Raw genomic sequence first — 26,521 nt, 5'->3', positions numbered from 1 at the left:
TTATCTGGACAAACCTGAAGGGAAATTTATTCCGTCCAACTCATTGGATACTTTTCATCTACAAATTCAAGAGCGGCAGTGGTCAGGTACAAGGGTTTGAAAGTATCCAACATCACCGCAAGCTCTTCGGTGGCTTTTGCTCCGATGGACTTTTCTACGGTCCCGGGATGCGGACCATGAGGCAATCCGCCCACATGTTGGGTAAAAGATCCCCTATCGATGCCTTTTCTGCTCATAAATTCTCCTTCCGCATAATACAGAACTTCGTCCGAATCAATATTGGAGTGATTATAGGGGGCAGGAATGGCCAAAGGATGGTAATCAAAAAGCCTTGGCACAAAGGAACAGATCACAAATCCTGAGGCCTGAAAGGTCTGATGGACTGGCGGTGGCTGATGAATTCTTCCCGTAATGGGCTCGAAATCATGAATGGAAAGTGTATAGGGGTACAAATAACCATCCCAACCCACGATATCCAGAGGACTGTGTTCGTAGGTGTATTGATGGAGCATGCCTCCTTTTTTGATTTGAACGAGGTATTCCCCTTTCTCATTTTCAGTGACCAATTCCCCGGGGGGATGGATATCCCTTTCACAATACGGAGAATGCTCCAACAACTGTCCGACTTCGTTTCTGTATCTTTTTACAGTTTCGATGGCACCTTGGGACTCGATGACCAGCAGCCTCAAAGGGCCAACTTCATTCCACTCAAAGCGGTAAATGGTCGTTCGGGGAATGACGATATAGTCACCCTTCACCACCTTCAATTTCCCGAATTGTGAATACAGGTATCCTTCACCATCATGGACATAAATCAACTCATCCCCGTCGGCATTTTTGAAGTAATACTCCATTTTGCGCTCCTCCGGGGAACAAATCCCCATCATGACGTCATTGTTCATGAGCAATATTTTCCTGGCATTCAGGTAATCCTTTCCTGTGGAGGTGACATTGGAAGTTTTGAGATGGGTTTGCAAAAGGCCAACATCTTCCGTCTTTTTCCAAGAAAAGGGAACGGGTTTTCCAATGGATTTCACCGAATTTGGGTTGTGGATGTGGTATAAAGTAGAAAAAATGCCTGAAAAGCCTTTAGAACTGACCAATTCTTCCTTATAAAGGCTTCCATCCGGCTGACGGAACTGCGTATGTCTTTTTGGCGGGATATTCCCCAATCTATAATAATAAGCCATTTTCTTTTGGGTTTATGTCAAGGGTTAAATTTAGAAAAATCGACGGGATTATTTTAGGATCCAATGTTAATCTTCAATCCTACCTTCTTTTTAGATAACGCTTATCCCCGATATTCAGTTTTCCCCAAAACAAGAAAAGCGGCCTAGGCCGCTTTTCTTGTTTTGGGTATCAGTGGGTTAATCCTTGTCGAACAAGAACTTGTTCAATTCATCTTCGGCTGCGCCTGTTTTTTTCTGAAGCTTGCCAAGAAGTTGATCCTCTTTGCCTTCTACATAAATAAGGTCATCATCTGTGAGTTCCCCGTATTTTTCTTTTAATTTACCTTTCAACTCGTTCCAATTTCCTTTTAATTTCAGGTTAGTAGACATAAATTTTTCGTTTAGATTAAAAATAATTACACTAAAATTAAAACAAAGACCATTCCAAAAACCTTTTAATAGAACTAAAAAGATGAAATATATAACAATAATATTTTTAGCAGTCCTTCATTTTTCATGCAGCGAAAAAAATTCTGATAACCTGGTTTGGTCCGATGAATTTGGAAAAGACGGAATGCCGGACCTAACCAAATGGGGATATGATCTGGGAGATCATGGCTGGGGCAACAAGGAGCTGCAGCTTTACACGAAAGAAAAGCTCTCCAATGCTCGGATTGAAGATGGGAAACTCATTATTGAGGCACATCGCGACAGCACGACCGATAAAGGTTATACTTCAGCAAGATTGGTGACCAAAGGAAAAGCTTCTTGGCTTTACGGCTACTTTGAGGTGAAAGCCAAAATCCCTTACGGAGTGGGAACTTGGCCCGCCATCTGGATGCTTCCCGAAAAAGACAGCTATGGCAACTGGCCGAAAAGTGGGGAAATCGATATCATGGAACATGTGGGCTATGATCCCGGAACCATTCACGGTACCGTCCATACCGAAGCCTTCAACCATATCAAAAAGACACAAAAAGGCGCAACAAAACTGGTCCCCACCTTTTCAGATGAATTCCATGTATATGCGATTGATTGGCAAGAGGATAAAATCGACTTCTTTATCGACGATGAACTGTACCACACCTTCGCAAATACGGGGAAAGGGTCGGATGAATGGCCCTTTGACCATGCCCATCACCTGATTCTAAATATTGCCGTTGGCGGTAACTGGGGAGGCGCCCAGGGTGTGGATGAAAGTATCTGGCCACAAAAAATGGAAATTGATTATGTGAGGGTTTATAAGGAAAAACCCCTGGAAAAATAACCCTTTCCGAATAGCCATTTTGGCTAATGCGCCAAAGAGAAGAAACAATTCCGTAAATTTGAGGCATCCTTTTTTCAAATTCCGCAATATTAAAAACTCATGCCCCAAACATTGACATCAAATCCCCAAGAAATACTCAAGAATTTTTTCGGCTATTCTGGATTTCGGGGAAACCAGGAAGCAATCATCCAATCGGTAAGCAAAGGCCAGGACACCATTGTGCTGATGCCTACCGGTGGAGGAAAATCTGTTTGTTATCAGATTCCTGCGGTCCTTTTTGGGGGCTTGACATTGGTCATTTCTCCCTTGATCTCCTTGATGAAAGACCAAGTGGACGCTTTGAACACCAATGGGATTCCTGCAGCTTTCCTGAACTCCTCCCAGAGCATAAGTGAGCAGCGCTACATCACTTCCCAGATCCAGGAAGGCAAAATAAAACTTCTTTATATCGCCCCAGAACGACTTTTTAAGGGAGAATATCCATTGATTGAATTTCTAAAAACCGTGGATCTCAAATTGGTCGCCGTGGATGAAGCGCATTGCGTTTCCCAGTGGGGGCATGATTTCCGTCCTGAATATTTGAAAATCGGAGCGCTTCGGAAGGAATTTTCCAACACCCCATTTATCGCCCTTACCGCCACAGCCGACAAACTCACCCGGAAAGACATTGCAGAAAAACTGGGATTGAATTCCCCAAAATGGTTTATTTCCTCCTTCGACCGGAGCAACATCACCTATAGAGTGACTGCAAAACGAGATTCGATGGACAAATTGTTGGAGTTTTTGGATTTCCACAAAAAAGATTCCGGAATCATCTATTGTCTCTCCCGAAAAAACGTGGAACAGACAGCGGCCACCCTTGAGGCAGAAGGACTATCAGTTCTCCCCTATCACGCTGGCCTTTCGCGGGAAATCCGCGAAAAAAACCAAGAACTATTTATCAAGGACGAAGTCAAAATCATGGTTGCCACGATTGCATTTGGGATGGGAATCGACAAATCCAATGTGCGCTTCGTGGTGCACATGAATATGCCACAAAACATCGAGGGCTACTATCAGGAAACCGGGAGGGCCGGAAGAGATGGACTGCCGAGCGATGCCTTGCTGTTTTTCAGTGTCGGGGATGCCATCACCTTGGGCAGGATGCTGGAGCAGTCGGAAAACCAGGGATTTTCCGATGTCATGCAAGGGAAGCTTGACAAGATGAAGGCTTTTTGCCAAAGCAAAACCTGCCGGAGAAAGTACTTGCTGAATTATTTTGGCGAAGAGGCTGCCGACAATTGCGGGAATTGCGACACCTGCTTTCAGAAAGGCAACCTTCAGGACATGACCATCCCTTCTCAAATGCTGTTGTCCACCATTGCCCGATTGAGCGAAGCGTTTGGATTGGGATATGTGGTGCTGGTCCTTCGGGGATCCAAATCTGCAAAAATCCAGGAAGCCCATCAAGCACTTTCCGTGTACGGAATCGGAAAAGACAGACCCGAGTCCTTCTGGAAGGATCTGGGAGAAAAACTCCAACAGGAAGGCTATCTTGCTGAAGCAGGAAGCCAATTCCCAACCCTGAAACTCACCACCTTGGCATGGGAAAAACTGAAATCCAAGGAGAAATTTCTCCTGCCGATGGAAGAAGAACGGACTACAGCCTCTGCAACTTCAGCTAAGCATGATGAAGGTCTTTTGGACGAGCTCAAAATGCTGCGCCATCGACTTGCCCAAAAGGACAATGTGCCACCATACGTAGTTTTTGCAGACAATACCTTGGTGGAAATGGCCACGTATTTCCCCTCGGATGAGGATGCCTTGTTGACGATCTCAGGAGTTGGTAAGATCAAGGCAAACAGCTATGGAAGAGATTTTCTCGGCCTGATAAAAAAATACGCCAAAGACCATCAACTGGAACCCATCCAAAAAGCCCGCCCAAGAAAAGCCCCCGTGGGTAAGGACTCACAATCTGAAATGCTGACTTTGAAATACCATGAGGAAGGCATGAATATTTTTCAGATTGCCCAGGCCAGAAGCATGACGCCAACCACCATAGAGTCCCACCTCGCCAACCTTGTCAAAAGGCAGCTTATTGATCTGGAAAAATTCCTGTCAAAAGATGATGTCCTGAACATCCGATTGGCCTACCGAAGACAGGGGAATTCATTCCTAAAACCTTTGAAGGAACATTTCGGTGACAGGTACAGCTATTTCCAGTTGAAAGTTGCATTGGCGGATGAAAGAGAGGGCTAATTCAAAAATTCCCGGAGGTCAAAAAATAAACCAAGTTCATCCCCAGCAGTTTGAAACCTTACAGGAGAGATTTGGGTAAAGTCTAATGAGTAGAAAAGTAGAAGTTTTTTGAGAATACAAATCATCTGAAATCTGAAAACTTTTCTGAAAAAAACATTTTAACCTGAAATAAGCATTCCGTTTCCCAATGGGATCGAAACTTCAAGAAAATCAGGCTACTGGGAGATTAATGCGTAACACCTATTTGGCGAAGTCAATAACGGTTAACAACTCACTGATTTAAAGATATTTATGATCAGCACCCAATTGGTAATGCATAACACGGGCTTAATTTTTTTGATGAATTGTTAAAAGTTGACTTTCAACAATTGGTAGATTAATTTAGTTGGAAAGATTGATGTTGACTATTGACTTTATCGCTTACTTTTGATTGAAGAATCCCAAACCTATGCCAAAGTCATTTTCCATCTGGAGTCTATTGAAAATCAGCAGGCCTGTGAATCTGGTGATCGTGGCTTTTGCCCAGCTGATGACAGCGCACTTTTTGGTAGGGACTACCCGACAGGGACTGCCGATCCTGCAAGACATCAATCTTTATCTGATCATTCTTTCCACCGTGATTTTGGCTGCGGCCGGCTACATGATCAATGATTATTACGATGTGAAAATCGATTACATCAACAAGCCCGAAGAGGTGATCGTAGGAAAAGGCATGCGCAGGAGAATGGTGATTTTTCTACATTCACTACTCAATTTCACGGGAATTGGTATCGCCCTAATTGTCAGTCCAAGGATCGCATTGATCAATTTCGTGGCTTCTTTTCTTTTATGGCTTTATAGCAACTCCCTCAAAAGGCTTCCTTTTATCGGGAATTTTACTGTGGCACTTCTGACCGGGACTTCGATATGGATGATTGGGTACTATTACCAGCAATCGGAGTTGTTGGTGTTGACCTATGCCATTTTTGCATTCTTTATCAACCTGATCCGGGAAATCATCAAAGACATTGAAGACCGCCAAGGAGATCGAAAACACGGTTGTCGAACGCTTCCGATTGTCTTGGGCTTTCGAAACACCAAAAAAGTGATTTTCCTGATTGCCTTTGGTTTTGTCTGCGCCATTCTGATCGTGACTTTCAAGATCAATAACCTGCAGCTTTTTTATTATTTCGGGGGCATGAGTTTCCTCTTCTTTTACTTTATGTACAAAATATATGTTGCCGACCGGAAGGCCCATTTCACCCAATTGAGCATCCTGTCAAAGATTTTGATGCTTACCGGTATTTTGAGCATGGGTTTTTTATGATCAATTTCATTGTTCTACTCAATTCCAAATTGAAATCCCGGTCTTCTTTCCGCTTTTTTCAATCCAAAATATGGAATAGAATTCCTAAAGAGGTTTGAAACTATAAGAAAATCAGATTATTTGGAATATTAAGGTTTCCCACCAAGGTATTGAAGTCAAAAACAGCAGAAAACCAACCGATTAATAGTGGATTTTAGACTGGAATCAAATTGGTACTACACAAAACGGGTTAAGTTGCGCGCCTTTTATTTTCCTACCAACTGTTTTCCAAAAATCAAATCGAAAGGGACTGGGACGAAAAGAAAGCGATCCTCTTCGATTTCAAAGGATAATCCCTATTTTTACCCGTACAAATCAACCTGAACCCCACCTTGAAAAAGATCGCCATCCTCGCCTCAGGCAGCGGAACCAACGCGGAAAAAATAATGGAGTATTTCCAACATTCCCCAAAAGGTAAAATTGTCCTGGTGGCCTCCAATAAAAAAGATGCTTTTGTGCTGGAAAGGGCAAAGAAATTCGACGTCCCCACTTTTACCTTCACCAAATCAGAAATGGAGTCTGGTGAACTCACCAAAAAATTACAATCCCTGAGAATCGATTTGGTGGTATTGGCAGGATTCCTTCTTAAAGTGACGGATGACCTGATCCAAAAATTCCCTGACCGCATCGTCAACATCCACCCTGCCCTATTGCCCAATTATGGAGGAAAAGGCATGTACGGCGACAAAGTCCATCAAGCCATAAAAGAGGCTGGGGATACCGAAACCGGCATTACCATTCACATGGTCAATGAACATTATGATGAAGGGAAAATCATCTTTCAGGCTGCCGTAGCGATTGCACCCGAAGATACCCCCGCACAAATCGCGGCAAAAGTCCATCTTTTAGAACACAAATACTTTCCAAATGTCATCGAAAGCCTGCTTTAATGCATTGGTTTTCCTACCTTTGCCCTTTGATTTTAAACCTTAAAAACCAACGATAAACCGCATTGTGCTTAAGGAAAAAATCCAAATCCTACTAAGCGATGCGTTTACAAAACACAAAACATGGCTGCCAAAAAAATCCAATCCGCCCTTATTTCTGTTTATTACAAAGACAATCTTGAACCTATCATCGCCCTACTCAAAGCACATGGCGTAAAAATATACTCCACGGGAGGCACTCAGGCATTCATTGAAGGCCAAGGAGCCGAAGTGATTCCTGTTGAAGACCTGACGGGATATCCTTCTATTTTTGGAGGAAGGGTCAAGACTTTACATCCAAAGGTATTCGGCGGTATTCTTCAGAGAAGAGACCACGACGGGGATATTTCACAAGCTACTGAATTTGACATCCCGGCCATTGACTTGGTCATCGTGGATTTGTATCCCTTCGAAGAAACGGTTGCATCAGGCGCTGGAGAGGCGGATATTATCGAAAAAATCGATATTGGAGGCATTTCATTGATCCGTGCAGCAGCCAAGAATTTCAAGGATGTGACCATCATTGCCTCTAAAGATCAATATGGCGAACTTGAAGAAAGACTGAACAACCAGGACGGCGCGACCACCTTGGAAGACAGGCGGTATTTTGCAGCCCAGGCGTTTCAGGTCTCCTCCAATTACGACACCCATATTTTCAATTATTTCAACTTAAACGAAAATATCCCTGCGCTTAAAATCTCTGAAACCAAGGCAAAAGCCTTGAGATACGGGGAAAACCCACACCAGTCTGCCCGTTTCTATGGAAATTTGGATGAGGTTTTTGACCAATTGAATGGCAAAGAGCTCTCCTACAACAATCTGGTGGATGTGGATGCAGCAGTTGCTTTGATCGCCGAATTCAAAGGCGAAACAGCTTTTGCCATTCTCAAACACACCAATGCCTGTGGCGTGGCTTTGGCATCTAGTGTCAAGGAAGCCTACCAAAAAGCGTTTGCAGCGGATACCACTTCCGCTTTTGGCGGGGTTTTGATCACGAATCAAAATGTGGATTTGGCTGCGGCTGAAGAAATGCATGGCCTTTTCTTCGAGGTGCTGATCGCCCCATCATTTGACGAGGATGCACTAAAAGTGCTGAAAGGCAAGAAAAACCGGGTCTTGTTGAAACAAAAAATCCAGATTGGCGGTACAAAACAAATCAAAACGCTACTCAATGGTATCATTGAGCAAGACAAAGATCTTCAAACCGAAACCAAGGCAGACTTCAAAACAGTGACCAAAAAGTCGCCAACAGAGTTGGAAAAAGATGCCTTGGTATTTGCGGCCAAAATCTGCAAACACACGAAATCGAATACCATCATCCTAAGCAACGGAGATCAATTGTTTTCCTCCGGCGTGGGTCAAACCTCTAGGGTCGATGCATTGCTTCAGGCGATTGAAAAAGCCAAGGCATTTGGCTTTGACCTCAAAGGTGCCGTAATGGCTTCGGACGCTTTCTTCCCTTTCCCGGATTGTGTGGAGATCGCCTCCAAAGAAGGGATTTCCGCGGTCGTTCAGCCAGGTGGCTCTATCAAGGACCAAGACAGCATTGATTTCTGCGACAAGGCCGGCATGAGCATGGTCTTGACAGGCGTGAGGCATTTTAAACATTAATTTGCGATCCATTGTATTGGCTATGTAGTATTCAAACCCCGAATTCATTGATTTACAATACAATGAATTCGGGGTTTGAAAATATTAAACACCAAGAAATAAAGAAGTTAAAATACCAAATCCCAAGCGCACGAGCTGCTAAATAACCCGTACGCTATACCGTTTTTTTTAACCCCTATGAGTGATCTGAAAATATACAATACGCTATCCAGAAAGAAAGAAACCTTTGAGCCGCTAAACGCGCCCTTCGTGGGGATGTATGTCTGCGGGCCAACGGTGTATGGAGACGCCCATTTGGGACATGCCAGACCAGCTATCACGTTTGACACGGTGTACAGGTACCTGAGTCATTTGGGATACAAGGTCCGTTATGTTCGCAACATCACCGATGTAGGTCACTTGCAGGGAGATGCGGACGAAGGGGAGGATAAAATCGCCAAAAAAGCCAAGCTGGAGCAATTGGAACCCATGGAAGTGGCGCAAATGTACACGGACAGTTACCACCGGGACATGCTGGCGTTGAACACCATCAAACCCAGCATTGAGCCAAGAGCTACTGGACATATTCCGGAGCAGATTGCTTTGGTAGAAGGGATTCTCAAGGAAGGATTGGCCTATGAGGTCGATGGCTCAGTATATTTCGATGTCATGAAATACAACGAAAGCTACCAATATGGCAAACTTTCAGGCCGGGTATTGGAGGAGTTGGTCAGCGGAAGCCGGGATCTGGACGGACAGAGCGAAAAAAGAAATGCAGTGGATTTTGCCCTTTGGAAAAAAGCTTCGTCGGAGCACTTGATGAAGTGGGAATCCCCATGGGGACTAGGTTTCCCAGGCTGGCACTTGGAGTGTACAGCCATGAGCTCCAAGTACCTCGGAAAGCAATTTGACATTCACGGAGGCGGGATGGACTTGATGTTTCCCCACCATGAATGTGAGATCGCGCAGGGAAATGCCTGCAACCATCAGGATCCGGCAAAATACTGGATGCACAACAACATGATCACCATCAATGGCCAGAAGATGGGCAAATCGCTGGGCAACTTCATTACTTTACAGGAGTTGTTCACCGGCAAGCATGACTTATTGGAACAAGCGTATAGCCCGATGACGATCCGTTATTTCATCTTGACGGCGCATTACCGGTCTACTTTGGATTTCTCCAATGATGCGCTCAAAGCTGCACAAAAGGGATACAAGAAAATCATCAATGCACTGCGCATAGCCAAAACGCTGAAATACAGCAATCCCGATCAAGTTGAAAAGGATGCTGACCAAATCAAACAGGTCGAGCAAAGCATTGCCAATGCCTACCGTGCACTTGATGAGGACTTCAATACAGCACAGGCCATTGGACATTTATTTAACCTGTTGAAAAAAATCAACAGCATGTACACCGGGCAATTGTCACCTGGTGTTTTTGGAGAAGAAGTGTTTGAGAAAACCAACCAAACCTTCATCCGCTTCGTAGAGGAGATTTTGGGATTGTTGGAGGAAAAAACGGACAATCAGGAAGGACTGTTGTCTTTGTTGATCAAACTGTATAGCGAGGCAAAACTGGCCAGAGACTACAACCGTATTGATGAAATCCGGGCTTCATTGAAGGATTTGGGGATCATCGTCAAGGATATGAAAGATAAAATTGATTGGGCTTATGAAGAATAGACTGGGATTGGGGATCGTTTTGCTTTCTCTCTTTTGGGCATGTAGTGGCGAAAAAAACGGAGTGGTCGTTCAAACTCCCGTGGATTTCAGGGAAACCCCAGCTTTCAATGCAGATTCCGCATTTCATTATATCCAAAAGCAGGTGGATTTTGGCCCGAGGGTTCCCAATACCAAAGGACATTCCCAAACCAAAGACTGGTTGGTTTCCAAATTTGAAGGTTTCGGTTTGGAGGTTCAATTGCAGGAATTTCAGGCCAAAACCTATGACAACAAACTTTGGGACCTGACGAATATCATTGCCTCCTACAACCCTTCAGCCAAGAAAAGAATTCTTTTGGCCGCCCATTGGGATACACGGAGAATGGCCGATAAGGACAGCCAAAGAATCGACCAACCCATTGATGGCGCCAATGACGGCGGATCAGGTGTCGGTGTTTTATTGGAAATCGCACGGATTGTCGCATCGGATCCAAATTCTCCCGAAATAGGCATTGATTTCATTTTATTTGACGGGGAAGACGACGGGGAACCCGAACAATCGGTATCCCGCAACAATTCCCAAATCTGGTGGTGTCTTGGCTCCCAACATTGGTCAAAAACACCCCATGAAAGAGGTTATTCGGCCTACTATGGAATTCTCTTGGATATGGTCGGCGGCAAAGGAGCCCGGTTTTACAAAGAAGGATACTCCATGGCTTATGCCAAAAACATCGTCAATAAAGTATGGAATTATGGAGTAGAATTAGGATATTCGGACTTCTTCATCATGAAAGAGGCCCCCGAAATCATTGATGACCATCTTTTTGTGAACAAAGATGCGGGAATTCCAATGATCGATATTGTAGAATTTTCTCCGGATTTTGGGTTTGGTCATTATCACCACACCCATGCCGACAACATGGAGCTGATTGACAAAAGAACCCTGAAGGCGATTGGACAAACCGTATTGTTCACCCTATATCAAGAGTAGCAAGCCATTTACCGTAAATACCCCCAAAATGAAAAAAGGCCACCAGGTAACGATGAAAGAGATTGCCAAGAAACTGAATGTCTCTGTTTCTACTGTTTCCAGGGCATTGAAGGATTCTCCCGAATTGCATCCGGACACCAAAAAACGGGTGGTCGAGATGGCCGAAAGCATGCACTATCAGCCAAATCTATTGGCTCAAAGCCTCAGAATCAGCCGAAGCAAAGTCCTTGGCGTGATCGTGCCCGAGCTCACCTCACACTTTTTTTCGAGCAATATTTCCGGGATTCAGGATACCGCCTACAAAAGGGGCTACAACATCATGATTTGCCAGTCCAATGAATCCTTTGAGCAAGAAAAGGCAAACATCAAGATATTGGTTTCCAGTCAGGTAGACGGATTGTTGATTTCCTTGAGCAGGGAGACCAAAACCTACGAACATCTGAAGGAATTGGTTGACCGCGAAATCCCCTTCATCATGTTTGATCGGGTAACGGAGGAAATACCGGTCTCACGGGTGACCGTTGACGATGCACATGGCGCCTATCTCGTTGTGCACCACATGCTCGAACAAGGCTGCAGAAAAATAGCTTATTTTTCCGGCCCAGAGGATTTGTACATCAGCAAAAAAAGGAAAGAGGGCTACCTGTTGGCGCTTTCTGAATATGGTATTTCAGAGGAGGAAAGCCGGACCTATATCACCGATCTGACCTTGGAAATGAACCGAAAAATCGCGCTGGAAATCATAAATGAAAAAAACAGGCCGGATGGAATATTTGCCATGATCGACCCGCTGGCCGTAGATGTAATGATGGTTTTGAAGGAAAACAAAATCAGGATTCCACAAGACATTGCCTTGGCTGGATTCACAAACAACCCCACTTCGGCGGTGGTGGAACCATCACTGACCACCGTGTCCCAACCTGGCTACGAGATGGGACAACTGGCAGCCAATCACCTATTGGATCAATTGGAAGAACTTGTTTCTGATGATCCTCAGTCTTTTGTTTTAAGCACAACCTTGATGGTTAGGAATTCTTCCTTGAAAAGTAAGTAACCCTACTCTTTCGTTATTTATTTCTTTTCCATGAAGAACAAGCTCTCACAGACTACCGAAATATTTGGATTAACCCCAGATGGTAGAACAGTCAACCTTTTCACTTTTTTGTTGGCCAATAAGATCAAGGTCTCCGTCATGAATTATGGGGCCACACTTACTCACTTATTTGTTCCCGATAAAAATGGGCAAATGGAAGATGTCGTGCTGGGATTCGACGATTTTGATGGCTATATCCAAAAGGAATATTTGGACAATTATTGCTATATCGGATCCACTGTAGGGAGGGTTGCCGGAAGGACCGCAGACAATCAAATCCTGATTGATGATCAAATCTTTGCACTTCCTGCCAACCAAGGACATGTCCATCTGCATGGAGGAATCGAGGGTTGGGACAAAAAAATATGGGAATCCACCCCTTTTCAGACAGCTGAAAAAGTTGGCGTGGCATTCAAATACCAAAGCGCCGATGGAGAAGAGCATTACCCCGGAAAAGTCGATGTAACTGTCACGTATTCTTTGGATCAAGCCGGCATTTTGGAGATCCACTACCAGGCGGAAACAGACCAGAAAACAATCATCAATCCTACCAATCATAGCTATTTTAACTTGAGTGGGGATTTCACCCAATCGATTGATGCTCATTTGCTTCAAATTGCGGCGGAGCACTACATGCCCCTAAGAACAGAAAGCCTTCCCACAGGAGTTTTTACGGAAGTGAATGGAAGCCCTTTTGATTTCCGTAAGCCGGGAAAAATCGGGATTGCCCTTGAAAATGAAGATCCCCAATTGCAGTTGGCCAATGGAATCGATCATGCTTTTTTATTGGACAAAAACCAACCAACCGCTACACTTCATCACCCAGGATCCGGAAGGGTGCTGCACCTTTCCACCACAGAACCCGCGGTACAGGTTTATTCGGGCAATTACCTCAATAACCGCTTCAAAGGAAAAAATGGCATCACCTATGACAAGAGGGCAGCCATTTGCCTTGAAACACAACATTTTGCCGACAGTACCCATCATTCTCATTTCCCAACAATTGTATTGAATCCCGGGGAAACCTTTGATTCCAAAACCAAATTTTGGTTTTCAATCCAATAATCCAATCCTTGAAGACATGATTACAGAGAAAATTCGCAGTGTTTTTTTGCAGACTTTTGGGGAAAGCCCTTTGCTTTGCCACTCACCAGGCCGTATCAACCTCATCGGAGAACATACAGATTACAATGGGGGCTATGTGATGCCCGCAGCGATTGACAAAAAGATGGTTGTGGGGATCGCTTCCAATGACGGCAATCAAGGAAGGATACATTCCATTGACTTTGACGAAGATTTCACCTTTGACCTCAGTTCTTTTTCTCCAAAAAAAGGCCATTGGGGTACCTATATCATGGGTGTGGTTGCACAATTTCAACAAGCCGGATATCCAGTGAAAGGATTTGACATGGTATTTGGGGGGGACATTCCAGTTGGCGCAGGATTGTCTTCCTCGGCAGCGTTGGAATGCGCAGTAGGTTTTGCATTGTCCGAACTGTTTCATTTCGAAATTCCACAACGATCCTTGATTCACTATGCCCAAAAGGCAGAACACGTTTTTGCGGGTGTCCAATGTGGAATCATGGATCAATTTGCTTCTGTAATGGGCAAAAAAGACCATGTGATCCGATTGGATTGCAGGAGTTTGGACTATCGACATTTTCCTTTGGTACTCCCCCATCACAGTATTTTATTGATTGATACCCAAGTCAAACATTCCCTGGCTGATTCTGCCTACAACCAAAGAAGACTTGAGTGTCAGGAAGGCGTAATCGCTGCACAAAAAATCAATCCGGAGATCCAATCTTTAAGGGATATGGATCTGGGCATATTGGCCTCTATTCAACATGAGGTCAGTGACATTGTATTCAACCGCTGCAAATATATTATCGAGGAAAACGAAAGGGTTTTGACAGCCTCCACACTTTTGGACAACAATGACCTTGAAGGTTTTGGTGAAAAAATGTACGGTTCGCACGAAGGGTTGTCGAAATTATATGAAGTCTCTTGTGATGAACTTGATTTTTTGGTGGACTTCACCAAAGACTTGCCTTATGTTTTGGGAAGCAGAATGATGGGTGGAGGATTTGGCGGCTGTACCATCAATATTGTCGAAAAGGAAAACGTACCATCTTTGCAACAGGAGATTGAAACTGCCTTTGAATCCAAATTCGGCGTTAACCCAAAGTTTTATGAGGTGAGTTTGGAGGACGGGACAGGCTTGGTGTGATTTTAGCCAAATCTGAACCTATTTTATGCATTGCGAACTCAATTCAATATTGCAATTAACTGATTTTCAATTATTTATTGATTGATTTCAACTTCACGCTATTGGTGTCAGGAATTAGTCTCCCAATAGTCTAATTTTCCTGCAGTTTCGATCTCATTTGGAAACGGAATGCATATTTCGGGCTGAAGGGACAAAACTGATTTTTTTTACACTTCAATAAAGCAATAAAGGCAGTCCGGAATGGACTGCCTTTATTTTTAGACCTGTATTGTGCACATGCTTTTTTATTCAGGGTTGAAATTGCAAAAAGACCATACTGTTTGGAGCCTTCGCCATAGCACTGATATGGTGAAGTCGAAAACACCAATGAAGTGACTGATTTTCAAACAATTTAAGCCCGCCATTCAATTGCGCATAATTCAGTGAAACTTAAATCAATGTGCTGCAACAATTGTTTCAGTCCTTGGATTGGCGTTCTTTTGCCAGAAATAGAATATGGTAAACAAGACTACAAGGATAATTGGGAAAATGACCATTTTAGCCAAAGTATCCTGACCAGCAGCAAGTTGGAGGTCATCACCTGTAAGACCTGCCGCCTGATTGATTGCAGTGGATCCATCGATCCAACCTCCGATTATCGGTTGGAAGATAGCCGTAGAAAACATGCCAACACCACCAATAATCGACATTCCCAAGGCGCCAGTCAAAGGCGCTCTTTGCGCGGTGGCACCGATCATAACCGGCCAGAAATAACCCACACCCAAAGCGAATACTATCGCTGCAAAATAAGCAATTGGTCCTGTGACTACACTAAACATGTATATGCCGATGGTTGCTAAGATTGCACCAGTTAGCAATACGCCTGTTTGACCCAGTCGCTGCACCACGGGACCAGCGAAAAATCTAGCGAGAGCCATCACACCGGTGGTCAAGGCAAGAATCAACATGGCATCTGCACCACTGCTGCTCAAGACAATGCTCACCCACTGATTAGGACCAAATTCGGAGATGGCCGTAAGCGCCATTGCAAAGAACAGGAATATGAATACCGGTCTGCCCATTGCTTTAAAGTTTTCAGAGAGGGAAGTGACACCCACAACTTTTGGTGTTGGGAATCTTTTCCCGAAGAATAAAACGGCATAAATTACCGTTGGGATCATCAATACCCACATTTGGGTTTGCCAGTTGCCCATTACTCCTCCAAAATCCGTCATGAACTTGGAGATCAGAGCGCCAAGGAGAATGCCTCCAGGAAACCACATGTGGAATCTGTTCAGCATTTTGTTCATTTTAACGCCTGAGTACATGTCTGCGATCATCGGATTACAAGCCGCTTCTGTACAGCCGTTACCGAATCCAATGAAAAGAGTGGAAATCAACAATGTGGTGTAGCCGTCTGCATAGATTGTAAGCAGGATACCCAAAGTATGGGCGACGAATGCTACTCTCATGATATTTGCAGGGCCAAAAGAATGGTACACAAGACCGCCGATGATCATGGAAATGGGAAAGCCCAAAAACCACATAGAGTTGATGAAGCCAAGTTGTTCGCCCGAAAGACCGAATTCCTGACCGAGCTGCGGCAAAATACCGGCCCTGATGGCAAAAGTGAAAGCAGTAGTGATCAAAGCAAAGCAACTCCCATTGAATAGGGCGCTTTTGTTAATGTTTTCGTTCATTGAAGCTGGGTTTAAGAGGTTAATGGTTTGGTTTTATTGAAGATAGATTTATCAACCTGAAAATATAAAAAAACTTAAGGAGATGGCTGGTCTTTTTCTCAAAATATTGCCGATTAATTTGATCAGCGCAAAAAAAACAATGTGGACTCAATCCAAAATCAGGAGGCTCTTGCTGACCTTTTCATTTAACCCAAATCTTTCACTACGATAGACCAAGGTGACAATATAGGTGCCAGAGGGCACGTTTCTCCCATTTTCATTCCCATTCCAGTTGCAGAAGGATACGCTTGGCACGACGCTGTAGTTTTCACAGAAGAAAACCAGAGACCCGAATTTGTTATGTATCCAGACTTTTGCCTCCTCCACAGGATCATTCACGAATATTTCAAAATGCCTTTTTTCATCGCTAAGGATCATTCCCGTAGGAAACACGTATTTAAAAACACAATCCTGAAAAGCGGAGAATTTCCCCAGAAAAGAGCAGCCCAATGCGTTGGTGACGATGATTTCATAATCCCCAACTTCTCTGGGTTTAAAAGTTGGGGATTGAGAAACCAAATTCCCTTCAAAATACCATTCATATGCTTCATAAGCACCCGGATCAATGGTTTCCCCAAAATTGGTTTCTGAACAGATATAATAAATACTTTCCAAAGTTGGCGGATCATCAGCACTGTGCATCAGCAAAATCAAATCCCTCCCCAATTCACAACCCCGATCATTGTAAACTACCGCTTCATAACTGCCCTCATTTTCGACTTCTGCGGTTTTATTGTTTTCAAAGCCTTTGAGGATTTCTTGCTTTCCGTTTAGATCGGTAAAGATCCATTCCAGCCTATCCCCTGTATTCAAATCTGTTTGGACACTTAAGGTTGCACTAGGAGCATTCGGACAAAACATCTCCGCTGAAATGGCTACGTCTACGAAAAAAACAGGTGTTTCCACGAAAAATTCGTGAATTGAGGAGGGGCAATAGCCGCTTTCCAATGGTTGTACCTCCAGAAAATACCGCCCAAATGCAGGGAGAAAAAATTGGGATCCTCTACCCACAATGCTCCCATTTTCGTTGAGCCAGCGGATACTGACAGTATTGGGATTTCTTCCAAACAATTCGGCTTCATACACCACATTGCCTGCGCAATCCTGACTTGCAAGTTTTTCTTCAAACACAATGGGTTCAAAAAGTGAAACATTGAAATCCGTTTTTCGGGGACAGCGATCAGGATTAGCCAGCAAGCTGGATCCCATTAAAGAATAGCTGCCCGCCTCGGTCAAAGTAAAGGCCTCGCCTGCATTTTTGTTGATTACCTCTCCGTTCGGGAAAGTCAAACTGAATAAAAGACTATCCGTGGTGAATGGAATGAATTCAAAAGTCTCACAAACATTGATTTCCTCAGGCACGGAATAGGAGACAAAATTTTTGCCCGGAATGGTAAATACCAGCTCTTCGGGCAGGGTACATCCTGATGTGTCCACTATTTCCAAGGCGAAATTCCCTCCTGACACCGTCAATTCAAGGGAAGGCAAATTTGGGATTGTCCCCGATTGGACAATGCTTCCCCTTTGATTGACCAATCGAAATTCCCCTTCAAAAGCACCATCCAAAAAAACCACCTTGATCTCGCCGAGCTTTTTGCCTGTATCGGTACAACTTTCCCCAATCTTTTCCAATTGAAACCTTTGAGTAGCAGGAGGAGAATCATTAGGGACAATAATGATACTGGAACGGGTACATCCATTGTAAGTACCTTCCAATGTATAAATTCCCGGCTTTAGCCCTTCAAAAAGCATATTCTCATTTTGGTCAATGTCAAAAATTTTTGATCCCAATTCCTTGATCTCCAAAATATCCAAGGGGGAATTTGCGGTAACTTGAAATGCTCCGTTTTCCATTTCGCAATCTGAAGCATTCTTCAGCAGGTTGGATTGGAATTTCGGCCCATTTTTGACCTCCACCAACACTTCCCTCTCCGAAGCGCAATCTGGATGTTTTTCATCTGCTACATTGAAAAACACCCGATATAATCCAGCACCACCCAATTCATTGTCTGTATTGAAATTGAGTGAAAAGGAAGTGCCCATATCGACACGGGAAGTTGCTCCTTCTTTTAGGACCGACCAATCCCCTAAAAATGGCACATCGGGCGTTACTGTAATCCTTTCGCCCAAGCAGACTAGGGTTTTGGAAATATTAAGCTTGAAATCGTTTGGAGGGCCGACAAAAGTGGAGCCATTGATCAGACAGTCCGCTCCTCCGCTTTCATTATTCAGAAAAAGGGAAACCGAATAGGTACCTTCCCTCGACACCTCCAAGGTATTTGTTGTCCCCACGATAGCGCCTTGGGCATTTTTCCATTGGAAGGTATATTGGTCAAGGTTTGGCGTATTGGAGTCAAGAACGGAAACACTGACGGTGTTTCTACCGCAAAGCAAATAGTCGGGCTGAAGTATTAAGGAAGGACCCTGGATGACTGACAGGGATTTAGTTGCATTATAAATCACAGTATTCCCCCTCCTCACACTTAGACTCACGCTGTAGTTGCCGATTTGTCCAAAAGAAAAACTGATATTCTGAAAGGTTCCTCCCCCTGTACGGTTAAAAAGCTGCACATTGCTTGGGGAAATGATTTGCCAACTGTAGACATCTGTTGCGGGCTCTCCAAGGCCTGAAAAGTCCCCGATGACACTGCCAAAAATCATACAAAGCCGATCCGGACCAGTAAGCTCTGGATCGATAAAAAAAGGAATGTCCATTTTCTCGTTCCATTCCAAAGGAACCATAAATCCTCTATTGATTCCAGGAGATGGATTGCCGAGACATTCCATAAAAGGATTTATCCAAAATGAGCAGGCCATCAAAGTTGCTACAAACCATTTGTTCATAAAACCGATGCTTAAAAAACGAAAAAACTCAATGCCCAAAAACAGCATTTACTAATGACCAAAGACTATTGTCTTATTTTTGACTGCCTTTTTGAATACACCGAAAGTGCTAAAACAATCAAAACAAGGCTACCTTAAAACATGGAAACTATCCATATCGATTGAGCTCAAAACAAATTCCCAATTAACAAATATTGAGATTAAAATGCAGAAAAAGTAATTTTATATATATAAAAAATGATATTATTGAATTAATGTTTTAATTTAAATATTTTTTTACACAAAATAACCATGTTTAAAAGAATATCAACTTCGTGGATTTAGCGAAAACAGAGAATTTTCAATCCAAAACAGAAAGGGACTGCAGCATGGTTCTATTGATGTTGCGTTCGGAATTTTTGAAATTTACTTTGATGGAATATGTGCCATTGGTGATTTTCTCACCATCTATGGTCCCATCCCAGAAACAAGTCGATTCTTCGGCGATCAAATCACTATTTGTACAGTGAAAGATCAATGTTCCCCATTTGTTATAAACCCAAACTTCCAATTCATCCACCAAATAATTGGTATAGATCAAAAACCCTTTCCCCTCCGTAGCTGGGATGATGGCATTGGGAAAAGAGACTTTTAGATCGCATTCTTCCTTGACGGTAAAGGGGACGGAATATTCACACCCTTCTCTACTCTTGACCAGAAGAAAATATTGACCTGCCAATTGAGGTTTAAAATCAACACTGGAAGACACAAGCATGTCCTCTCCAAAGAACCAATTGTAACTTTCAAAATCACCGGGATTAATGGTTTCTCCATAATTGCTTTCTGCACAAATCGAATATAGAGCATTGACTTCCGGCCGCTTTTCGTCCATGCTTTTCATGATCAGGATGAGGTCCCGACCGAGCTCACAACCCCTCTCATTGTAAACAATGACCTCATAAGTCCCTTCATCCTGGATCTCTATATCCGTTTCATTTTCAAAATCCGTCAAAATGAATTGATTGTTTTCCAAATCAATATAAACCCACTCAATCCTTGAGATTTGATCAAGTTCTGACTGCATGGAAATCGTGGTTGAAGAAGGATTTTCACAGATTGATCCTGCCTGCAACTCAACATCCACCTGAAGAACAGGCAATTCCACCTGAAACTGCTTGGGGCTGGCGGGACAAATCCCACTCCCCAAAGGCTGGACATCCAAATAAAACGTCCCTAATGAAATCGGAAACCATTGTAACCCACGACCTACAATCTCCAATTGTTCGTTCATCCACCGGACACTTACTTTTTCAGGTTCAATTCCATTCAATTTTGCTTCAAACAATTGAATGCCGAAACAATCCTGATCCACCAAAACTGGTTCAAAATCAAATGGATCAGAAATAGTAACAACAAATTCTCTGATTCTTGGGCAAAGCGCGGATTCAGTTCCCAAACCTATTCCCTTGAGCAAATAAACCCCGGGTTGGTTGATGATAAAAGCTTGACCTGAGCCTTTGATAATTTCTTCTTCCGATGGCGTCGTTAGCGTGAAGTTGAGATCCTGCCCCGTCGCAGGGATCAATTCAAAAGATTCGCAAACAATGAATTCTCCAGGAATCGAAAATGTCACAAAATTGATTTCTGGGATTTCCAACAGTGTTGGCCATGGCAGTGTGCATCCATTTTCATTCAAAATCTCCAATGCATAATTTCCATTGGGGGCTGGAATCACAAAAGAAGAGGTATTGGTGATGCTGCCAGAAGACAATTCATTTCCGGATTCATTTACAACACGGTAAGTTCCCGTAAATACGCCCATTGGAAAAATCACTTTGATTTCACCATCCTCTTTTCCGGAATCATTGCAACTTTCCCCAAAGGATTCCACATCATAAATTTGGTCGATCGGCGGATCCTGATTTGGGACTATCAGGATCTCTGTAAGGGTACAGCCGCTGAGCGAAGCTGAAAGGGTATAAATTCCAGGTTTGATATTGGTGAAAGAAAGCGTTTCGTTTGGACCAACATTCAAATTTTGATAACCCAGTTCTTCTATTTCCAATTTATCGAGAACCGAGATGGTGACAATATTGAATTCACCATCGTTGGCGGTACAATTCGCAGCGGATTGGACAAGGGAGGATTGGAATTTTGGCCCTTCGTTGATTTCAATGGCAACTTGTCTTTCTGTTGCACAAACGGGATTTCTTGGATTGATATAGCTGAAAAATAACTGGTAAATTCCTGGACCACCTAAATCCTCACTTGTATCCAAACTTAGCCCAAAGCCCGAACCCAAAGAAATCCTTTCCGGGCTTCCCTCCTTAACATAAGCCCAATCACCACTCACCGGGATATTTGGCGAGACTGTGATCGTTTCTCCCAAACAAGTCTGCGACGATGATATATTCAAGCTGAAATCACTTGGCGGTCCTACGTAGGTGACTCCGTTGATCAAGCAATCTGCTCCTCCGCTGGAATTGGTAAAAAACAGAGATATTGCATAGGTCCCCTCGGCAGTTACCAAAAGAGAGTTTTCGGTCCCCACGATTTCACCTGCTCCATTGGTCCATTCAAAGGTATATTGATCAAGGTTTGGTGTGGAAGGATTTAAAGCTGTAATCAGAGCGGGCTCCCCACCACAAAGCAAATAATCGGGAAGAATTGCCAATTCTGGACCTTTAAGGACAGTAAGGTTTCTGCTGGTTTGATAAATAATGTCATTGCCTCTTCTAACAGTCAAGGCAATGGTATATTCTCCAATTTCGGAAAAAGGAACATTGATATTTTGAAAGGTCGAACCTCCTGTTCTGTTGAAAATTTCGGCGCCACCGGCAGAGGTGATCAGCCAGGTATAGACATCGGTTCCCGAATCTCCATTAGCAGAAAATTGACCGATAACACCTCCGAAAACTATGCAGAGTCTATCAGGCCCCGTCAATTCCGGATCATTGGAAGTGGAGGCACTGAAAAGGTTTTGTGGCAAATTATAGCCCGACACCCTGCTCCAAGCGCTATTTAAAACCCCAGCAAAAAACACCCAAAACAGGGTAAATGTCATCAAATTGAGGATATTTTTTTTTAGAGAAGAAGTGGGCATTTCCGGTGATTTTACGTGCTGAAATTCAAATTAAGGAACAATTAACCCTTTAATCTGTATGGCAAATCCTCATTGGAATTGAGGACATGACACAATATCAAAAACAATACCATCAATTCTTCCTAAGATTGATTTCTTTAATTCCTCATTTCCTAATTCAAAAGCAATACAATATGATTCGCTAAGACTCCAAACCGATGGAAGTTCTTTCGTTGCAAAAGAGGATACTACCACCGAAAAATTCCAATAAAGTTGATTTTAATTCTGTAGGCAATGTCAGAAATTTCGTGAAAATTTAACCCGATATATGGCTGGCCCCAAACAATTCAAAGCAAAACACCAATAGCCAAATGATTCTCCAAAAATCAATTGCTACCAAACCTGAATTCATTCCAACTCCAAAAAAAATTCAAAGCAATTGCGAAATAAAACTCCTGCTTAGGTCAAAAAAACTTCCCCTTGAAAATGAATTCCCCATCAAATTCAACCTAAGCAGGTTCAATCAACCACCAAAATCGTTTTCAACAAGGTTTTATTGATATTCTTTTCGATGTTTTTGAAGGCTATTTTTATGGCATAGGCTCCATTTGGGATTTTTTCACCATCAATCATTCCATCCCAAAAACACGTGGACTCCTCTGAGATCAAGGATTTATTTTCACAATGGAAAACCAATGTTCCCCATTTATTGAAAACCCAAACTTCCATTTCATCTACCAAATAATTGGTGAAGATCAAAAAGCCTCTTTCTGGATCACCAGGGCGGATCGCACTCGGCAGCACAAGTTTCAGCTCACATTCCTCCTCCACAGTAAATGCTACGGAATATTCACAACCTTCACCGCTGTTGACTACAAGTGAATATTCACCGACCAGTTGCGGTTTGTAATTGGCACTGTTTGAAACCAGACTGTCATTTAGAAACCAGTTGTAATTGGAGAAAACCCCTGGATTGATCGTTTCGCCAATTTCGTATTGTGCACAGATCAAATATTTTTCCTCAACCTGAGGCCTTACCGTATCCGTACTTCTTAACACCAGTACTCTGTCCTCTCCCAATGGGCAACCCAGAGCATTGAAAACCCTCACCTCATAAGTTCCTTCATTGAAGGCAGAGATTTCTTGTTTATTCAACTGATCCAAGGCTGATTGATTTCCATTGATGTCCGTAAACCACCATTCTATTTTGGCGACTGAAGTGAAGTCTGCTTCCACTACCAAAACCGCAAAATCAGCCTCTGGACACAAGCTGCCTGCATTTAAGAAAACATCCAACTCTAAAACCGGCTTTATGATCTCGAAACTTTTGGGCTGTATATCACATGGCATGCTGCCTTTTGGCTGTACTTCCAGCGAATAATTGCCGGGAATACTGGAAATGAAAAGCTGTTGGTCACCCACCACCTGGTCATTTTCATTCCTCCAGGTGAAAAGGGCAAGAGTCGAATCAGTTCCAAAAATATCTGCTTCAAAGGTGAATTGTCCGATACAGGTTTGATCAATAAGTTTTGGCTCAAAATCTATTGGCGAGACGATAAAAACTTCAAAAATCTTTTCATTCGGGCAAACCAAATTATTAACGTCATTGCTTTCTCCCCTGATCGTATAGGATCCTTCTTGATTCAGGGTAAAGGTTTCTTGGGAATTGATGATGGTTTGTTGACCATCTGGATATGTAATGGTAAAAGTAAGATCTTCATTGGTAGTCGGTCCGACCTCAAAACGCTCACAAACCGTATAAACTGGTTCGATATCAAAATTAACCAAATTGGTACTTTTCTTTATGGTGATGATTTCTCTTCCCAACTCGCAATCAAACCTGTTCCATACAATGGCTTCGTATAATCCTTCATCTGTGACGGTGATGGATCGTTTGTTTTGTTCCCCTGTAAGTTCTACTTGATTATTGTCCAAGTCGAAATAAACCCAATCGATTCGATCCACTTCGTCAAAATCTGTATCCATGTCGATGATTGCTCCGGGACCAAACGGACATAGTGGCGTAGCAGACAATTCGACATCCACTTGCAAAACAGGCCGTTTCACTTCAAATTCCTTGGGTGGAATCGGGCATGCAAAACTGTTAATTGGCTGTACGTCCAGCTTGTAGATCCCATACGAGACAGGATACATTTCCAAACCAGTACCTATTTCCTCATCCAATTCATTGAACCAACGGATTAGAACTTCATTTAAGGGCTTGTTTTTCAAATCGGCTCGGTAGGTCTGATTTCCCACACAATCCTGATTGAAAAATTCAACCTCAAAATCAACTGCAGAAATCAAACTGACAGTGAATTCCTGTTGCCTTGGACAAAATTCCGGGTCTGAATTGTGCGTGGCAAGAAGGGTGTATAGTCCGGGAAGCGCCAAAGTAAAGGGAGTTCCTTTGGGATTGGTACTGACCCCTCCGCTGGGATCTGTTAATGTAAAAAAAACATTATCCCCTGACAGGGGTATGAAATCATAGCTTCCACAAATATTAAAATCATCCACTTCAGGAAGGTCAACTTGTGGAAGTCCCAAAATTTTGATTTCCTCAATTCTAGGAAAAGCGCATTCTTCCTCTTTGAATAACTCGAAATAATAAGTCCCACCTCGGACCTCTATGATCAAATCAGTGTCTTTCTGAATTACACCTGACCTAGTCAGATCTCCCATCTCATCAATCAGATTATAAAAGGCATCGGTCGTTCCATTTGGTCTCGTGACCTTAAATCCTCCGAGATTTTTGCCGGTTGGAGTACAAATTTCATCATAAACTCCTTCGATTGAAAATTCCAATTCCGGAGGTATATTGGCAAGCGGCACAACAAAAGCTTGATTGAATGGACATCCTCCCAAATTCCCAACGAAACTATAAACCCCGGACTGCAGTCCTTCAAATTTAAAGGATTGTCCTGCTTGTAAGGAAATGGGTGAAGAAATCGTCAGCGGATCTATCTCATAATAGAGTTGATCCAAATCCGTGAATGCCGTAATCGTCAATGACCCATCAGCAGCAGAGCACCCGCTGGCCGGCTCTGCGACAATCACATCATAACTCGGACTTGGGTTGTATTTTATATTCAGGCTGTTGGTAATCTCACAGCCTGGCAAATCCGGATTTTCGATAGATAGGGAAATGGTATAATCACCATAGCCATCCAAATCGACCGAAGGACGAAAGCCAAGGTTTTTAGATGACCCCATTGATACTGCTGTTCCAATACCGTTTTTCTGGTAGGACCATTTCCCAAACAAGGGTAGGCTTGAAGAAATTTGAATAAAATCCTCGGGACAAGCGATAGGTTTGTTTGATGAAAGGCTGAAGGACAACGCTTCAGAAACCTCTGTTTTTACTATGTTTTCACATTCTGGATTACCCAAAGTATTTACAAAATAATATCTGACTTGGTAATTACCTGTATTCGAAATCGCTATGTTATTGGCATTTCCCACGGTATTTCCATCAGCATCTGTCCATTCAAAAACAAATTCACCAATATTTGGCGTCAATGGATCTATCGCCATCAAGTTTAGCCCAGCACTGCCACACAAATCATAATTTTCTTTCAACAGTACTTTTGCCCCTTTTACCACATTCACCTTTTTGATCTTCGTGAAAAAGTCTTGGACCACCCCCCTTCTGACCTTGAGTTCAATAGTATGCTCACCCAATTCGGAAAAAGTAAACGGAAAAGTCTGCAAAGCAGGCCCTCCACTTGCCAACCTCAGCACCACACCATTGGGGCCAGTGACCTTCCACTGGTAAAAATCAATACTTGGTATTCCTGCTCCAAAAAACTCTTCTAGAACATTTCCAACCACCAAGCAGACCCGATCCGGACCAATGATATCAGGCATGTTCACCAATTGTGATGCTTCTTTCTGATTCAAAAAATCATTACCAGAAAAGGCATTGCTTTTCACAATCGACAATGTCAAAAGAAACATCCCAAAGAGGGACAACAAAACAAGGGTACTTTTTAAATTCATTTACAATTTTGTAATTAACCGGAAGTGTCTGGTTTCATCCATGCACCACCATAGGCTTATCACATCTCCTTGGCGGGTAGGGTTACAAAACCAATGGTTTACAATCATTTAGTAAATCCATTATTATCCAAAGTTAAAGCTACGTTAATTTTCTTTGACCAGAAAAAATCATTTTGAGGACGACCATTTAATTGAAGTAAACTTTTCTTTCACAATGGAAAAAACCCTACTTCTTTACCCATTTTATTTGGGTTTATTTTAAAAAATTCTCCGATTTATTGAAAATAAATCTATTTCTGAAAGGTATAATCCTATTTATACAAGAATCATCTTTTGATTCAATTGAAAATTTTATTTTACTTTTATCTGCATTTTTTTGACTACA

Annotated in this window: 16 protein-coding genes; 10 read left to right on the top strand and 6 right to left on the bottom strand. The window is 42.9% G+C overall.

Annotated features, from left to right (window positions below):
• Nucleotides 1-26 precede the first annotated feature (26 nt).
• Together F824_RS0108855 and F824_RS0108850 are read right to left on the bottom strand one after the other, a co-directional pair.
• The gene (locus F824_RS0108855) at nt 27-1,190 is read right to left on the bottom strand and encodes a homogentisate 1,2-dioxygenase (RefSeq protein ID WP_019597523.1); all 1,164 of its coding nucleotides are present in this window, start codon (nt 1,188-1,190) and stop codon (nt 27-29) included.
• A gap of 177 nt (nt 1,191-1,367) precedes the next feature.
• Entirely contained in the window at nt 1,368-1,559 is a 192-nt protein-coding gene (locus F824_RS0108850; protein WP_019597522.1) for a CsbD family protein, read from the bottom strand.
• An 82-nt stretch (nt 1,560-1,641) separates the two neighbouring features.
• Here F824_RS0108850 and F824_RS0108845 point away from each other — a divergent pair, with 82 nt between their 5' ends.
• The 10 genes from F824_RS0108845 (at nt 1,642) to galK (ending at nt 14,514) form a co-directional block, all read left to right on the top strand.
• Nucleotides 1,642-2,436, top strand: coding sequence for a glycoside hydrolase family 16 protein (locus F824_RS0108845; protein WP_019597521.1), 795 nt, complete (start codon nt 1,642-1,644; stop codon nt 2,434-2,436).
• Between the two features lie 99 nt (nt 2,437-2,535).
• Complete coding sequence (gene recQ, locus F824_RS0108840; RefSeq protein WP_019597520.1) at nt 2,536-4,674, top strand: DNA helicase RecQ; 2,139 nt, start codon at nt 2,536-2,538, stop codon at nt 4,672-4,674.
• Between the two features lie 448 nt (nt 4,675-5,122).
• Nucleotides 5,123-5,980 (top strand): geranylgeranylglycerol-phosphate geranylgeranyltransferase, encoded by an 858-nt coding sequence (locus F824_RS0108830; RefSeq protein ID WP_019597518.1) that lies wholly within the window; start codon nt 5,123-5,125, stop codon nt 5,978-5,980.
• 371 nt (nt 5,981-6,351) lie between these two features.
• Nucleotides 6,352-6,909: a phosphoribosylglycinamide formyltransferase gene (gene purN / locus F824_RS0108820; RefSeq protein ID WP_019597516.1), complete on the top strand. Its 558-nt coding sequence runs from the start codon at nt 6,352-6,354 to the stop codon at nt 6,907-6,909.
• Between the two features lie 120 nt (nt 6,910-7,029).
• Nucleotides 7,030-8,556, top strand: a complete 1,527-nt coding sequence (gene purH, locus F824_RS0108815; RefSeq protein ID WP_019597515.1) for a bifunctional phosphoribosylaminoimidazolecarboxamide formyltransferase/IMP cyclohydrolase — start codon at nt 7,030-7,032, stop codon at nt 8,554-8,556.
• Between the two features lie 177 nt (nt 8,557-8,733).
• Nucleotides 8,734-10,221 (top strand): cysteine--tRNA ligase, encoded by a 1,488-nt coding sequence (cysS, locus tag F824_RS0108810; RefSeq protein WP_019597514.1) that lies wholly within the window; start codon nt 8,734-8,736, stop codon nt 10,219-10,221.
• The gene (locus F824_RS0108805) at nt 10,211-11,191 is read left to right on the top strand and encodes a M28 family peptidase (RefSeq protein ID WP_019597513.1); all 981 of its coding nucleotides are present in this window, start codon (nt 10,211-10,213) and stop codon (nt 11,189-11,191) included. The genes cysS and F824_RS0108805 overlap by 11 nt, the downstream gene beginning before the upstream one ends.
• A gap of 28 nt (nt 11,192-11,219) precedes the next feature.
• The gene (locus F824_RS0108800) at nt 11,220-12,245 is read left to right on the top strand and encodes a LacI family DNA-binding transcriptional regulator (protein WP_019597512.1); all 1,026 of its coding nucleotides are present in this window, start codon (nt 11,220-11,222) and stop codon (nt 12,243-12,245) included.
• Between the two features lie 30 nt (nt 12,246-12,275).
• Entirely contained in the window at nt 12,276-13,349 is a 1,074-nt protein-coding gene (locus F824_RS0108795) for an aldose epimerase family protein (protein ID WP_019597511.1), read from the top strand.
• Between the two features lie 16 nt (nt 13,350-13,365).
• Nucleotides 13,366-14,514 carry a galactokinase gene (gene galK / locus F824_RS0108790; RefSeq protein ID WP_026333592.1) on the top strand — a complete coding sequence of 383 codons (1,149 nt, stop codon included), beginning with the start codon at nt 13,366-13,368 and terminating at the stop codon, nt 14,512-14,514.
• A gap of 434 nt (nt 14,515-14,948) precedes the next feature.
• On the opposite strand, the gene F824_RS0108785 is transcribed toward galK, so the two are convergent.
• The 4 genes from F824_RS0108785 to F824_RS0108765 form a co-directional block, all read right to left on the bottom strand.
• Nucleotides 14,949-16,193, bottom strand: coding sequence for an MFS transporter (locus F824_RS0108785; RefSeq protein WP_019597509.1), 1,245 nt, complete (start codon nt 16,191-16,193; stop codon nt 14,949-14,951).
• A 147-nt stretch (nt 16,194-16,340) separates the two neighbouring features.
• Nucleotides 16,341-19,076 (bottom strand): hypothetical protein, encoded by a 2,736-nt coding sequence (locus tag F824_RS0108780; protein WP_139189730.1) that lies wholly within the window; start codon nt 19,074-19,076, stop codon nt 16,341-16,343.
• Nucleotides 19,077-19,416: 340 nt separating this feature from the next.
• Nucleotides 19,417-22,122, bottom strand: a complete 2,706-nt coding sequence (locus tag F824_RS0108775) for a gliding motility-associated C-terminal domain-containing protein (RefSeq protein WP_139189732.1) — start codon at nt 22,120-22,122, stop codon at nt 19,417-19,419.
• 534 nt (nt 22,123-22,656) lie between these two features.
• Nucleotides 22,657-26,136 (bottom strand): hypothetical protein, encoded by a 3,480-nt coding sequence (locus F824_RS0108765; protein WP_019597505.1) that lies wholly within the window; start codon nt 26,134-26,136, stop codon nt 22,657-22,659.
• Between the last annotated feature and the right edge of the window lie 385 nt (nt 26,137-26,521).

This window comes from Rhodonellum psychrophilum GCM71 = DSM 17998 (genome assembly GCF_000381545.1).
In the GTDB taxonomy this organism is placed as follows: Bacteria; Bacteroidota; Bacteroidia; order Cytophagales; family Cyclobacteriaceae; genus Rhodonellum; species Rhodonellum psychrophilum.
This window is presented reverse-complemented; position numbering and strand designations above follow the sequence as displayed.